The organism is Pristimantibacillus sp. PTI5, assembly GCF_048572955.1.
Lineage (GTDB): Bacteria > Bacillota > Bacilli > Paenibacillales > Paenibacillaceae > Pristimantibacillus.
In genome coordinates this window covers 690,931-703,889 of sequence record NZ_CP183886.1, presented here as the reverse complement: position 1 = coordinate 703,889, position 12,959 = coordinate 690,931, and the positions used below count along the sequence as shown (strand labels likewise).

The following is a 12,959-nucleotide window of genomic DNA, read 5'->3' as shown; positions in this document are numbered from 1 at the left end:
TTTTATTAAGGAACGGCCAGAAAAGTTCCAATATGTGGTATTATGCCAATAGGAATATGATGTACTTTGAATGGGAATGGAGACTTATGGGATGAGAATGTATACTGACCCTAAAGGTGAAGCTTACGAGCGGGTAATAGATTTGGCGATACGGAACTCGGAATGTTTTGTGCTTGGGGAGAAAATTCCGGCTGATGTGGTACGGGGGGGCCATTACATAAACGTATTGGAAGCGCTGGAGCCTTACCTAATGAAGACAATCGTAATCCAAGGCGATAATATTGATGAAGTTACCCAAATAAGAAATACCTATCGCAGTCATGCCTTTTATACCGCGGGAACTTACTATTTTTATAGATGCTGCGAAGAAAGCGGAAATCTGCTGAAGCAAATGGCAAACCGCCTGTCGGATTGGATTTATCCTAACCTGCCGGAAGACTTGTGTTTTTTGAAAGAAGGTGGCGGAGACTATCTTTACTCGGTTGTGCATGAACATATGTATGGTATAGATGTGACTGAGGAAGAAGCAGTCGAACTGATGGATCGAATGACAGGCCTTTTTTTGAAATTAAATGCTCATCGGAACCTGGATCGTCTGCTAGATGATGCCATCAAGCATAAAACCGAATGGCTGTACATAAGTGGACATGGTCTGATAGAGCTGCCTGAGAGAATCAGGGAACTTACAGAGCTGCGTGATCTGGAAATTTTTGAGCAGGATCTTTATCGGCTGCCCGAAGGGCTGTTTGAGTTAAGCAAGCTTGAACGGTTGCAAATCCGGACGGCTGATTTGGAGAGTATTCCCGCATCCATAGCCAGGCTGAAGAACTTGAAAATGCTTTGCATCCAATGTGCGAGCTCAGATCGCCCGACTCCCGGGTATCGGGCCAAGCCGAAGGAAGAAATCAGCTTAAACTGCATCCCGCCTGAGATTGGAGAGCTGGAACAACTGGAGCAGCTTACGATTCAATACACCTCGATCCATGAGCTGCCGCTCGAGCTAGAGAAGCTGAAGCACCTGCGAATCTTGGACATGGGAATATGTATGATCAAACGGAAGCCTGATTTCCTCTATGGTATGAAGCAGCTGAAATACATTAATTTGTCACAGGATTCGTTATGGGAAACGAATGAATCGGAACAGCAGCTTAAATAACGGTCAAATGTAAAAGAAAAGGGATTGAACTCAATCTGCCAGGGAGGATATATGAACAACAAGCGTACAATGGACACCTCGAACGAGGCTTTGATAATGAGTGTTAATAAAGATGGCGGAACGCTCACGGAACAGCATGCGGCTAATCAGGAACGTCCTGCATTTCTGGCGAAACCTTTGGTTTCCACTAAGTATGGAAAACTCAACGGGATTAGGAACACAGCTGTCGGCGTTATCCAATGGTTGGGCGTACCTTATGCCAAAGCGCCGATCGGGGAGCTGCGTTGGAGAGCACCTCGCGAATTGGAGGCATGGGATAGTATCGTGGAGACCACACAATACGGGAACAGTTGCGTACAATTAGCAAATGGCTCGATGGTCGGCAACGAGGATTGCCTGTATATAAATATCTGGCGACCGGACAGCACGAGCTCCAAGCTTCCAGTTCTCGTGTTTGCGCACGGGGGTGGCAATTTGACTGGCTCGGGCCAGGACTTTAAAGGAGATCAGTTATCTAAGGAGACGAACAGCATCGTCATTACAGTAAATTACCGATTAGGAGCGATGGGCTTCTTTCGCCACCCAACCCTGCGAACCGGAGATGCGATCGACGATTCTGGTAACTACGGCTTACTTGACATTTTGTATTCCTTACAATGGGTACAGGGAAATATAGATCAATTCGGCGGAGATCCGGAAAATGTGACTTTGTCAGGACAATCGGCAGGCGCTAGAAATGTGTTGGCAGCATTAATTTCGCCCCTTGCGGAAGGGTTGTTTCATAAAGCGATCATATTAAGCGGAGGCATGACGACAGCCGGCTCAGCGGCAGGCGACGCAAAGTCGGAGGTGGTATTGCGAAGGTTGCTCGTCAGAACGGGAAAGGTGGGTACAGAAGAGGAAGCTAGGATGTGGGTCGCTTCTCAAAACCCAGAAACGATCGCTGCATTCTTGCGAAATCAGGATGCCAAGCTTTACACGCAGACGTACGATCAAGTCGCTATTCAAATGGAACCGTTTCCGCATTTGTTCGAGGACGGCACAGTAATCCCTGAAGGCGGGTTCCAAAGCATCAAGGATGGAAGCTATCACAAATTTCCAACCATCCTGGGAAGCACATCCACTGAATTCTCGGGGTTCGCGCTCTCTGATCCTGAGTTTATTCCTTCTGTCATGAACGGCAGCTTGCTTACGGACCTAGATAAAATGAAGTTGTATACGGCAGCGGCGAAATATGGAAGCGATCTATATGCAGGTTTTAACGTCGAAGAGGTTGCAAAAGCATTAACTATACACCCGGATCAGCCCCCTGTCTATGCATATCGATTCAGTTGGGGAACGAGAGATGGCGTCATTGATCCCGGTTTGCGTGCGCTTTTAGGGGCTCCGCACGGGGCGGATATGATGTTTTATACTGGAGACTATACGACAGCGATGCAGAATTACCCTAGCGGATATATTACGGATGAGAACGAACCGGGACGTAAAGCGCTGAGCTCCGCCCTTCGGGAGTACATAAGACTGTTTCTTTACACTGGGAACCCGAATGGCGAAGGTTCCGTTGCCTGGAAAGAGTGGACGGCTGAAAGCGATGTTAAGCGAACCCTTAAACTAGATGCGGATGCCAAGCAGGAAAGCATTGAGATGTCTCCCGAATATTTAAGGAAAGAGGATATACTTGCCAAGATGGAGAGTGATCCCAATTTAACGGCGGAGCAGAGGGACTGGATTAAGGAAAAACTGTTTATCGGACGGTTCTTTTGGAATTCTAATAAAGGCGAACGACTTTAGTTCGGTCAAACTATTGTGAGGGTAAATTGAATCCATACTAACCAGGATGGAGTATTCACTTTGAAAAAATTAAAAATTCTGCTGTTATTAATTTTTATAATTGTTACAGGTTGCTCTAACTCTCAAAACTTTTCAATTACGTATTCAGACGTGAAATCCGCAGATGGAAACATTCAGAAATGGATCGAAAAAAATAGAAAGAAGAATGGGATATATCTAGGAAAGAATATTACTAATAATGAGGAAGAGATAAACTGTCTGTATACTAATTATTCAAAACTTGTTACTGATAAGTACTCTTCTATTAATGCTGTTTCAATAGATTCAAACTCCGGCAGCTCAATAAACATAAATGTTAGTCCAAAACCAGATTAAAATAGGAAATGGGTCCGTCGGCGAAAATAATGCCAAAACAACAAGGAGAAGATGGTTATGATTCCAGATTGGAAACAAGCTGAGGAAGCATTGAGGTCTATTGAGGTCGTTGGTCATGAAAACAATAAACCTGTCTCCGTCATCGGTTTTTCAGAAGATTTGCGTTGCATCGGCATCGGAACGGATGCCGCGGTCTTTTATTCCCCGGACACCCCTAATTACGCATATAAAGTGTATTCCGCTCAGGCATTAGAGAAAAAAGAAGTGGAAGAAGGTATATACAAACGCTTAAAAGGATCGCAGTATTTCGCCCAATGTTATGGAGCAGGATCTAACTATTTAGTTTTAAGTTTTGAACAAGGAGTTACCTTATACGATTGTCTTCTACAAGGTGTCCGTGTTCCAGAGCAAGTGATCCAAGACGTAGAGGAGGCCCGCGAGTTTGTACGAAGTCAGGGGCTGAACCCGAGGGATATTCATCTAAAAAATATTCTTTTGCAAGAGGGAAGAGGAAAAGTTCTAGATGTATCGGAATATATCAAGGAAGGAAACGATAGTCGTTGGGAACACTTGGTATGGACATACAAACATTTTTATCCTCTGATAAGCGAGGTACAGGTACCTTTATGGATCTTGGAAACGATAACGAACTGGTATAACAGGATCGATAAGTCGAATTTTGGAATAGAGGACTTCTCTAAACGGGTGAGTCGGCTTTTCTTTGGGGAACGCAAATGAACGGGGACAATAGAATAAGAAACTTTTTCCAACGAAATCACCCTAAAATGCATATTATTTAACGAATACATCCAAAATAACTTGAATTTAAAAAGAATGGAGGTTGAAACCTTATGAAACAAGATCAGCTAAGCAACTCCAAAATTGAGAAGCAGCCGGTTGCCTTTACCAATTTAAATCACTCGGGAACAAGCTATGCGCAGAATGCGATAGAGCATGTACCGGCGGTGAATTCCATTAACGAAGAAGCGTCAGAAAATTTGGTGAAACAGGTTCTGCAAAATAAAGATAATGACATTAAAAAGTGATAATGAAGCATGTGTACGAATAAAACGCTCCAAAGGTACCTAAGAAAAAATCTTGAATTCCGCTTTTTTTTAAAGCGGATTTTTTTATGAGATAAACAACTAACCGGCAGGTTAGTTTAACTATTTACTTTACTTTCCCTTTAATTTATGAAAAGCATCATTTACTATAGAATTAATAATAATCTCTCATGAAAGGATGGCTTGGGATGATAGCGAAAAAATGTCTTTTCAGTGAAATTCAATATCTATTTGAAGAATACATCCAAGGGCTATCTTCACCTTTTGATTCTTTCTTGGAGGAGCATATTTTAGCATCGGCTTTTTACATGCTTCAAGAGGGATCAAAAGCAGTAGGATACTATGCAATTCATAATAACGAACTTCTTACCCAGTTCTATATCAGTCGTCCCTACCAAATGCACTCGCAGAAGATGTTTAGCTATGTGCTTGAACATCATACAGTGAACTCACTTTTCGTTCCGACCTGCGATGAACTATTTGTAAGCCTAGCTTTAGATAAGGATTTTACGATTAACAAACAAGCTTACTTTTTCCAAGACAATCAAGCAGAAATAATAGAGAGTAATGTTACAGGTGATGAATCATTTCGACCTGCTAATTTAGAAGACCTGCAACAAATACAACAAATCTGTGGAGATTTTCTTGACCATTATGAACGGCGGATTGAAAGTGGAGAACTCTTCGCCTATTATAGGGGTGCTGAGTTGCTTGGAATCGGAATAGTTGGAAAGTCTAAGTTGTTCAAAGGATTAGCAAGCATTGGCATGTTTACTAATGAGGCATATAGAAAACAAGGAATTGGGAGAGTTATCATTTTAGAATTAAGGAAATGGTGTCATAAGCAGGGCATTAAGCCTGTAAGTGGATGCTGGTACTATAATGAAGCTTCTAAGAGGACTCTGGAGAGTGCGGGGATGGTTACGAAAACCAGACTATTGAGAATCAATGTAACTTAAGAATGTAGAAGCAGATACGATTATTTATGGATTAAGATTCCGAAAGTGGTGACATCAATGGAGGCTTTGGAATACCGCATCACCGACGAATGGAATGAAGCTCAGTGGAGCGCAGCAGAGCAAATCTACGAGCAAGCTTTTCCCCTAGAAGGCAAGAAAAGCCGCGATATCGTTCACCGCATGTTTGAAAAACGTATGTGCCAACTACACACAATTGCTCAGGGCAAAGAAATTTTTGGGATGGCGTTAACTGGAATCGATCAGAGAGCGGGAGCTCTGCTAATTGATTATATAGCGGTTCGCAAGGAGCTTCGCGGCAAGGGATACGGCCGACTATTGCTTGACCGTATCAAAAACTGGGCGCGTACAGTCGCGAACTGCAAAGGGATCATCGTCGAAGTGGAATCCGAACCAACGGAGGAAAATAGCCGGCGAATCCATTTCTGGGAAACAAACGAATTCCGTCTCACTGCTTATGTTCATCAGTACATTTGGGTGACGGAACCCTATCAGGCGATGTATTTTAACCTCGAAGAGAGTAATCGGTTGCCGGACGATGGGAAGTTGCTGTTCCGCAGCATTATTCAATTCCATGAAAAAGCGTATCGTCGTTCTAATGGAGATCGAAAGAATAAATAATCTTCACAACGAGGCTGCCATAGGATCTAGTGGCAGCCTCGTTCCATTAACGGCAGGTAGCTTTTCTACATTCTTTCAAACGGTTGATGCTGGGCAGGGAAATCTGACGCGGTTCTTTTTCTTCTCCTATAAATCCACAGACCGGTTAGACCGGTCAAAGCGATGGCGAGGATTCCTTCAGGACTCGGCATGGCCATATAGCCGAACTTTTCATGTACATGAATGAATTTTTTCAAAATCAGCGTATCGACGAAGGCATTTCCCATCGTATGCATAACGACGGCCGGCCAGACGCTTTTGGTTATCAACAGAATCTCGCCATACAATATGGACATGGCGATCACGCCGATCATCATGCGGGGGATATAGGTGATCATGCTTTCCGTGGTGTCCACGAATAAAAACATATAGGGAAAATGCCAGGCCCCCCAAATGATCCCGACGGCAATGTGGACGAAAAAGCGGTTATACCCGAGCGAGAATAGCTTCGGAGCGAGATAGCCCCTCCATGCAAATTCCTCGAAAATGTTTTTGAACAAGCTCGGCAGGAGAGCCATGCCGAATGCCGCCAGATAGGGAGTAGACGGCTGGAGCCTATCCGTCCACCCGAATCCGATACCGACACCGACGATCACCGTTGTCATCAAGGGAAAGAATAGGATACTGAGCAAATACGGAAGCACGTTTCCCTTAATACGAAGCTTGGCGCCGAAATCCTTCCAGCCGTCTCCCATCCAACTGCGCAAAACCACCATACAAAGGAGCGGTGACACGATCCACATCAGCTGTCCGAGGCTCCCGTTCTCATCCGTTCCTGCTTGCAAGTCCACCAGACGTCCGATCCACCCGCAGCTTAACGCAATGAGCGAAAAAATAATCACGTTCCTAAGCGTTTTGTTTTTCTTTACCTTCACCGCTCCAGCTCCTCTTTTATGTTTTTTAAGTACCTCCCGTACCAATCCTTCAAGAACGCATAATATTCCGCTCCAAATTCCAATGTATCCAGCCTGCTTTTCCATTTCGGATTATTCAAAAGCTCTCTGTTATTCCCGATCTTTTCGCGATTCATTTGCTGAATCATTTTCAAGGTGGCCTCGACCGTCTCGATTTCTCGCAAGTATGCTTCAACGAGTTCAAGTTTTCTGTGATCGTCGACATAGTTAAAGAAAAACATTTTGACGAGCGCGGGATCTCTCGGTTTTTCCAACGCGATCGGATCACTAGCCCAGCTCAGGAACTCCTTTTCTCCCTTCTCCGTGATCGAGAAAATCTTCTTGATGATTGCCCCCCGACGCTCCTCCGTTACCAGGACATGGCCATTCTGGATGAGCTTTTTTAAGGCTGGTTGTATGCTGCCTTGACTGGAATTATAAAAGAACCCGGTACTTGATTCCATGCTCTTCTTCATATCGTAGGATGACTTATCCCCGTCCAGCAATAAGCCAAGTATGATTTTGTCCTGCAAGCTGCATTCCCCTCATCATTAATTAATATCTAATAGACATGTCTACTAGAACTATTTATTCAAAATGAGCATAACATCTTTGGTTTGATCTGTAAACAATTGTTATTTTTTGTTCATCCTGGCATTTAGGCATGGGGGGTTAAAAAAGAACCTATACAACCATCGGAAAGGTGACAGATTCTGTCTCCTTTCCATGTTATTTTTAGTTTAGGAGGAATGGCATTCTAACAGTAACCTCCACGAAGGAGAATAATATGAGACATGGCTTCCCGGCAAAAGGACAGCAAGGAGTAAGGTTTTTTTATCAAGCCGACCATCAGGCTAAGGTTATTTCAGTAGCAGGGACCTTTAATTCCTGGGATCATACCAAACATAAAATGGACCAAAAGGGGAGCAATCGCTGGGAGCTTGAACTGAGCTTACCGAAAGGAAGGCATCTTTACAAAATCGTTGTAGACGATAAAGAGTGGATAACCGATCCTCTGAACCCGAATATTTCGGAGGATGGGCAGAATAATTCGGCCATAACGGTAACCGAAAATGGAGATGTACTCATTAGAACGACTGATATTACTGAACACAGCCCCGGATACATGTATGAAAATTTTCAAGCAATAGAAAGCCCGGAATGGTTAAAGAAGGCTGTTATTTATGAGCTGCATCTGAGAGCTTTTAATGATAACGGCTTTAATGGCCTTGCGGATAAAATGGATTATTTGAAAGAGCTCGGAGTGAATACGCTGTGGATTATGCCGTTTCATGAGGTTGGGGAGGAAAAGAGAATAGGGGAATACGGCGATCCCTATGCGGTGAAAGACTATTATTCCATTGACGGCAGTTATGGCAAAGCTGAAGAATTAAAGGCATTGATTGCTAAGGCGCATGCTAATGGAATGAAGGTCATTATGGATTGGGTGATGAATCGCGGAAGCGTAGATCACATCCTGACCAAATACCATCCGGAATATTTTACACGAAATGAGAGTAACGAAGTTTATTATGAAGTTCCGAATCGGGACTATTTCGCCGGATTAAACTTTAATAGTAGGGAAATGAGAGCATACGTTATGAAAGCGATGGCTTATTGGATCGCCGAATTTGATTTTGATGGCTTTCGATTAGATGATTCGGATATCACTCCTTTTGATTTTTTATCGGAAATAAGACAGGAGCTCCATAAAGTGAAAGACGATATCGTCCTGATTTCACAATCCTACGATGAATATCATCATCTGGAATCATGTAATTTAACTTATGATGGCAGCCTAAGATTAGCGATTAAAGATTTGGCAGACCGCAAGATAACAAGGATCGATTTTATTCGGATGTATAACTCCTATAAATACAGCTTTCCAAAAGGCGCTTTACGCATGAGATGGCTGGAAGAAAAGGAATGCACAAGAATATGGGCCTTCCTGGGGGAAGAAGTAGCGATGCCCGCAGCCTCTATATTGATGACGGTTGAAGGCGTTCCTTTTATCATGATGGGGCAAGAATTTAACGAGCGAACTTTAAATACCTGGACCTCTTTATTTGAAGATTACCAGTTGGACTGGACTCATTTTGACGAAAAGATGTTTCGCCATTATAAATCCCTTATCCATCTTAGAACGAACCATGCTGCTTTTTGGAATGGAGAGCTGCAATTTATTCCTCATTCCGAAGAGATGGTTTTGTCTTATATTCGAAGAAACGAGAAAGAGGAATTGCTGATCGTCGTTAATTTATCCGGCAATCCGCTCACTGTAAGCTTGGAAGAGAGTATAGATGCGATGAAATATTTCGGAAAAAATAAAAATATGATCTATCGATCCGGGGAAGAAGAAATCAGTACCCACATGGACAAACATGATCTATTTATTAATGTCTTTGAAACTCAAATTTATCAAATGTCTAGATGATTCTAAAAAATTTAGAGAGAAGCGTTGTAAAGATGTAATATCTCTTTCGTGCGTTTGATGATGAGCTCTCTAATCATTGGCGGCTCCATCACAACGGCATCCGTCCCCCATTGCATAATTGTATCGACTACGCAAGGCACATCGGAAGCCTGTATTGTTTTTATTATCGTTCCAGTCTCATCATCATGGATGGTCATTCCTTGGGACATCCAAAAATCGGATTTACATTGCCATACTCCGCGTTTGTTCAATTCGACCTTTAGCGTCAGGCCTTGTTCTAATTCTGATTCCGCTTTATCAGGAAATACCCAGTCGGTTACATGATGGTTGCTTAAGTCCAGCTTTTCGATGGTTTCTGTTGATACAGCAAAGGAGAGGATACGGTCTACGCGGAAAGTTCTATAATCCTGCGATTTATAACAATAAGCCGGACAATACCAGAAGCCGTTCATGGTATATACCCCGATCACCTGGATATCCCTGCTTGAAACGCCATTCTGTGATTCATAGGAGACGGAGATCCTGCTCTGATGGAGCGCGGCTTCAAGCAAATCAGATAAAAAGGGGGTTTTCAATGGGCGGTTGGGAACCCAGAAAAGGATTTTTGAACGCATCTGATCTATTTTAACCTTAATGCCAGAAGGCAGGTGATGGTAAAATTTCTTCAAAGCAGCTTGTATTTCTGATTCGAAAGGCAGCTGGTTATAGTATTTTAATGACTCAGCGATAAAAAATAAGGCTATAGCTTCGTTCTCAGTAAAACGGACCGCAGGCAAGGTGTGATCTTTAAGGATATGATATCCTCCATTGATGCCTAATTCGGAGTATAAAGGGACCCCCAGCTCAGAGAGTTCCTGCAAATCTCTAAGAATCGTTCTTTTGGAAACGTGAAACTCCTCGGTTAGATCTTTTATATTAAATTTCTTCTTGGAACTGATCGTCATGAGTATGTTTAATAACCGCTGAGATTTATTCAATGGAGCCCTCCGCTCATTCGGGCAGAACCGAAGGAGCGGCTTCCGGTCTGCCCTATACTTGTTTAGATAAGATCCTGTCCTTGCTCGTTCTCTGTGTAGATGGAGATAAGCACCATAGCCGTGTTCTCCCCAATGTTTCTCACGAGATGGGGCGTGCACGCGTTCCAACTGAAGGAATCGCCCTCTGCAAATTCAGCCGCATCTTCCCCCTGCTCTGCGTAGATCCTCCCTTTAATGACAACATGGACCTCCTCGCCTTCATGCGCATGTGGCACGTTCCCCGTTGAAGCACCGGGAGGGAACTCTACGAGCATCATCTTTACGTTCTTGGTGGAGCTCAGGTGCTCCACCTTTAATTTCTCGAAACCGCTTGTCGTAATTCTTCGTTCTTCCCTCCGAACAACATTCATCCGCTCCTCTTTCTTTAAGAGCAAATAAGCTAAAGGAACCTTCAAAGCCTGCGCGATGTTTTCCAGCGTCGCTATGGAGGGGGAGGTTTTATTGGTTTCAACCTGACTCATAAAGCCTTGGGACAGGCCTGTTTCTTCGCAAATTTGAGCGATGGTGATATTCTTTCGCTTCCGTATCGCCCGTATGGTAGAGCCGATATCCATCTGATTACACCTCTAGAATATTTGTAATACGAAACATAATTTCATATTAGCAATTTTCCAGTTGACAAGTCAATGTGATTTACTATAAATTACTCATATAAAATTTATTTTATTATAACTTATATTTTGTGGAGGAGAGAATTAGAATGACAAAGACAGCAGCTGTAACGACTATTATGCGCGTGGTGATGGGAATCATATTTGTATTTCACGGGATTGCCAAGTTTCAAATGGGACTAAGCAATGTAGATGCGTGGTTCAGTTCAATCGGTATTCCGGGATTATTGGCCTATTTCGTGGCCCTGCTTGAGCTTGTCGGCGGCATCATGCTGATTGTGGGATTGTTTACACGTTCCGTATCGGGATTGTTTGTCGTCATGCTCATCGGCGCAATTTTCACGACGAAGCTTTCGGCCGGACTTCTTGGCAATGCACAATCGCCCGGTTATGAGTTGGATCTAGGATTTATGTTAGTTTCGTTATATCTGGCAGTTGCGGAGCAATCGAGTCTCTCGGTTGACCGTCTTATTATGAAAAAACGCACTGCATAACTTTCAAGGATGGAGGATTATTATGAACCCGGTTTATCAATATGACATTCATTTGCCGATCAATCTGGATCCGGACAAAAAATATCCGACCCTCTTTACGCTGCACGGCAAAGGCTCGAATGAAAGTAATATGTTCGGTTTGGTCGCATCGTTGGCCGATGATTTCATCATCGTCGGAATCCGCGGCAATTTGCCGCTTGGCGCCGGTTACCAGTATTATGATTTAAAAAGCCTGGGCAATCCAATCCGAGAAATGTTTGACAAAGCGGCTAACCAGCTCGAAGCATTCATTCATTATGCGACGGAAAAGTATCCGATCGATCCAGGCAAACGTTATTTGCTCGGCTTTAGCCAAGGCGCCATTCTGTCCATGACGCTGGCGCTTACGATGGGCGATCAATTAAAGGGAATCGTTGCGCTGAACGGGTATGTTCCTGACTTTGTAAAGACGGAGTATCCGCTTCGAAGCGTAAAGGATGTTTCGGTATTTATTACGCATGGAGAGTATGATTCGGTATTCCCGGTTCGGATCGGTCGCGAGACTGCGGCTTATTTCGAGGATCAGACGCAGCGCTTGACATTCAAAATATATCCGAACGACCACGGCGTATCGGAGGAGAACCAGCTTGATGCTCTGAATTGGCTGAAGCAGGATGCCGGATTGATGATAAATAAGGAGTGAGAAGCCGAATGATGCCTTCCTATTTTTTCGCGCACGGCGCCCCGTCGATCGTGCTTGAGGATAACGAATATACACAACTGCTAAAGACCTTTAAGGATCATACGCCTAAACCGAAAGCGATCGTGCTCTTTTCGGCTCATTGGGAGGAGGCGGTCCAGACAGTCAGCGCTGCTGAAAAGTATGAAACGATTTATGATTTTGGCGGGTTTCAGGATGAGCTTTACGAGATGACCTATCCGGCCCAAAGCGATCGCCAGCTAATTGAGCAGATTCAATCGATGTTTGCGAAGCAAGACATTCAGAGCGTTCTGAATGAGAGAAGAGGACTGGACCATGGGGCTTGGGCGGTTCTGAAGCTGTTATATCCGGATGCGGATATTCCGGTTATCGCTCTTTCCGTGAACCGAAACTTGTCCAATGCGCAGCAGTATCAGATTGGCAAGGCATTGACGGAGCTTAGGGAGCAGGATATTCTTATCATTGGAAGCGGTGGAACCGTTCATAATTTAAGAGGATTAAAATGGCAGTCCGATCGCGCTGATGAGTGGGCGGAGAAGTTCGACAACTGGCTCCAGAGTAAGCTCGAGTCATGGGATACGCAGTCGCTTTTTCAATATCGCGAGCTGGCTCCTCATGCCGAAGAGGCCGTACCAACGAATGAACATTTTATTCCTCTTCTTCTTGCGATGGGAACCGGCGATGCTAACCGTGAGGCGAAGCTGATTCATCGCAGCTATCAGTACGGTAATCTAAGCTTAAGCTGCTGGCAATTTAATTAATCATGA

The 12,959-nt window shown here is 43.9% G+C and carries 15 protein-coding genes; 11 read left to right on the top strand and 4 right to left on the bottom strand.

Going from position 1 to position 12,959, the window contains the following annotated elements:
* Nucleotides 1–91: 91 nt before the first annotated feature.
* The 7 genes from ACN6MW_RS03425 to ACN6MW_RS03395 all read left to right on the top strand — a co-directional run bounded on the left by ACN6MW_RS03425 (nucleotide 92) and on the right by ACN6MW_RS03395 (nucleotide 5,984).
* Nucleotides 92–1,156, top strand: coding sequence for a leucine-rich repeat domain-containing protein (locus ACN6MW_RS03425; protein WP_419874235.1), 1,065 nt, complete (start codon nucleotides 92–94; stop codon nucleotides 1,154–1,156).
* Between the two features lie 96 nt (nucleotides 1,157–1,252).
* The gene (locus ACN6MW_RS03420) at nucleotides 1,253–2,947 is read left to right on the top strand and encodes a carboxylesterase/lipase family protein (RefSeq protein WP_419874234.1); all 1,695 of its coding nucleotides are present in this window, start codon (nucleotides 1,253–1,255) and stop codon (nucleotides 2,945–2,947) included.
* 60 nt (nucleotides 2,948–3,007) lie between these two features.
* Nucleotides 3,008–3,322: a hypothetical protein gene (locus ACN6MW_RS03415; protein WP_419874233.1), complete on the top strand. Its 315-nt coding sequence runs from the start codon at nucleotides 3,008–3,010 to the stop codon at nucleotides 3,320–3,322.
* A 57-nt stretch (nucleotides 3,323–3,379) separates the two neighbouring features.
* Nucleotides 3,380–4,060, top strand: coding sequence for a serine/threonine protein kinase (locus ACN6MW_RS03410; protein ID WP_419874232.1), 681 nt, complete (start codon nucleotides 3,380–3,382; stop codon nucleotides 4,058–4,060).
* A gap of 113 nt (nucleotides 4,061–4,173) precedes the next feature.
* Nucleotides 4,174–4,368: a hypothetical protein gene (locus tag ACN6MW_RS03405; RefSeq protein WP_364153239.1), complete on the top strand. Its 195-nt coding sequence runs from the start codon at nucleotides 4,174–4,176 to the stop codon at nucleotides 4,366–4,368.
* A gap of 206 nt (nucleotides 4,369–4,574) precedes the next feature.
* Nucleotides 4,575–5,345 carry a GNAT family N-acetyltransferase gene (locus ACN6MW_RS03400; protein ID WP_419874231.1) on the top strand — a complete coding sequence of 257 codons (771 nt, stop codon included), beginning with the start codon at nucleotides 4,575–4,577 and terminating at the stop codon, nucleotides 5,343–5,345.
* 57 nt (nucleotides 5,346–5,402) lie between these two features.
* Nucleotides 5,403–5,984 carry a GNAT family N-acetyltransferase gene (locus tag ACN6MW_RS03395; RefSeq protein WP_419874230.1) on the top strand — a complete coding sequence of 194 codons (582 nt, stop codon included), beginning with the start codon at nucleotides 5,403–5,405 and terminating at the stop codon, nucleotides 5,982–5,984.
* Nucleotides 5,985–6,049: 65 nt separating this feature from the next.
* Here the strand turns inward: ACN6MW_RS03395 and ACN6MW_RS03390 are convergent, their stop codons facing one another.
* Together ACN6MW_RS03390 and ACN6MW_RS03385 are read right to left on the bottom strand one after the other, a co-directional pair.
* Entirely contained in the window at nucleotides 6,050–6,898 is an 849-nt protein-coding gene (locus ACN6MW_RS03390; protein ID WP_419874229.1) for a type II CAAX prenyl endopeptidase Rce1 family protein, read from the bottom strand.
* On the bottom strand, nucleotides 6,895–7,449 hold the full coding sequence (locus tag ACN6MW_RS03385) for a PadR family transcriptional regulator (protein WP_419874228.1): 555 nt from the start codon (nucleotides 7,447–7,449) through the stop codon (nucleotides 6,895–6,897). Before ACN6MW_RS03385 ends, ACN6MW_RS03390 begins: the two co-directional genes overlap by 4 nt.
* Before the next feature lie 254 nt (nucleotides 7,450–7,703).
* Between ACN6MW_RS03385 and ACN6MW_RS03380 the strand changes: the two genes are divergently transcribed.
* Entirely contained in the window at nucleotides 7,704–9,350 is a 1,647-nt protein-coding gene (locus tag ACN6MW_RS03380) for an alpha-amylase family glycosyl hydrolase (protein ID WP_419874227.1), read from the top strand.
* Between the two features lie 11 nt (nucleotides 9,351–9,361).
* On the opposite strand, the gene ACN6MW_RS03375 is transcribed toward ACN6MW_RS03380, so the two are convergent.
* Together ACN6MW_RS03375 and ACN6MW_RS03370 are read right to left on the bottom strand one after the other, a co-directional pair.
* Nucleotides 9,362–10,327, bottom strand: a complete 966-nt coding sequence (locus ACN6MW_RS03375) for a helix-turn-helix transcriptional regulator (protein ID WP_419874226.1) — start codon at nucleotides 10,325–10,327, stop codon at nucleotides 9,362–9,364.
* Between the two features lie 62 nt (nucleotides 10,328–10,389).
* Nucleotides 10,390–10,941 (bottom strand): helix-turn-helix domain-containing protein, encoded by a 552-nt coding sequence (locus tag ACN6MW_RS03370; RefSeq protein WP_419874225.1) that lies wholly within the window; start codon nucleotides 10,939–10,941, stop codon nucleotides 10,390–10,392.
* A gap of 146 nt (nucleotides 10,942–11,087) precedes the next feature.
* Here ACN6MW_RS03370 and ACN6MW_RS03365 point away from each other — a divergent pair, with 146 nt between their 5' ends.
* Genes ACN6MW_RS03365 through ACN6MW_RS03355 form a run of 3 tightly spaced genes read left to right on the top strand, consistent with a single transcriptional unit; the run spans nucleotide 11,088 to nucleotide 12,953 of the window.
* The gene (locus tag ACN6MW_RS03365; protein ID WP_419874224.1) at nucleotides 11,088–11,492 is read left to right on the top strand and encodes a DoxX family protein; all 405 of its coding nucleotides are present in this window, start codon (nucleotides 11,088–11,090) and stop codon (nucleotides 11,490–11,492) included.
* 22 nt (nucleotides 11,493–11,514) lie between these two features.
* On the top strand, nucleotides 11,515–12,174 hold the full coding sequence (locus ACN6MW_RS03360) for an alpha/beta hydrolase (RefSeq protein WP_419874223.1): 660 nt from the start codon (nucleotides 11,515–11,517) through the stop codon (nucleotides 12,172–12,174).
* A gap of 8 nt (nucleotides 12,175–12,182) precedes the next feature.
* Complete coding sequence (locus ACN6MW_RS03355; protein WP_419874222.1) at nucleotides 12,183–12,953, top strand: DODA-type extradiol aromatic ring-opening family dioxygenase; 771 nt, start codon at nucleotides 12,183–12,185, stop codon at nucleotides 12,951–12,953.
* The last annotated feature ends 6 nt before the right edge of the window (nucleotides 12,954–12,959 follow it).

Excerpts from the sequence above, each read along its gene's own strand:
- ACN6MW_RS03355 (WP_419874222.1), top strand. The coding sequence starts at position 12,183 with ATGATGCCTTCCTATTTTTTCGCGCACGGCGCCCCGTCGATCGTGCTT.
- ACN6MW_RS03410 (WP_419874232.1), top strand. The coding sequence starts at position 3,380 with ATGATTCCAGATTGGAAACAAGCTGAGGAAGCATTGAGGTCTATTGAG.
- ACN6MW_RS03365 (WP_419874224.1), top strand. The coding sequence starts at position 11,088 with ATGACAAAGACAGCAGCTGTAACGACTATTATGCGCGTGGTGATGGGA.
- ACN6MW_RS03405 (WP_364153239.1), top strand. The coding sequence starts at position 4,174 with ATGAAACAAGATCAGCTAAGCAACTCCAAAATTGAGAAGCAGCCGGTT.
- ACN6MW_RS03395 (WP_419874230.1), top strand. The coding sequence starts at position 5,403 with ATGGAGGCTTTGGAATACCGCATCACCGACGAATGGAATGAAGCTCAG.
- ACN6MW_RS03420 (WP_419874234.1), top strand. The coding sequence starts at position 1,253 with ATGAGTGTTAATAAAGATGGCGGAACGCTCACGGAACAGCATGCGGCT.
- ACN6MW_RS03380 (WP_419874227.1), top strand. The coding sequence starts at position 7,704 with ATGAGACATGGCTTCCCGGCAAAAGGACAGCAAGGAGTAAGGTTTTTT.
- ACN6MW_RS03360 (WP_419874223.1), top strand. The coding sequence starts at position 11,515 with ATGAACCCGGTTTATCAATATGACATTCATTTGCCGATCAATCTGGAT.
- ACN6MW_RS03400 (WP_419874231.1), top strand. The coding sequence starts at position 4,575 with ATGATAGCGAAAAAATGTCTTTTCAGTGAAATTCAATATCTATTTGAA.
- ACN6MW_RS03425 (WP_419874235.1), top strand. The coding sequence starts at position 92 with ATGAGAATGTATACTGACCCTAAAGGTGAAGCTTACGAGCGGGTAATA.
- ACN6MW_RS03370 (WP_419874225.1), bottom strand. The coding sequence starts at position 10,941 with ATGGATATCGGCTCTACCATACGGGCGATACGGAAGCGAAAGAATATC.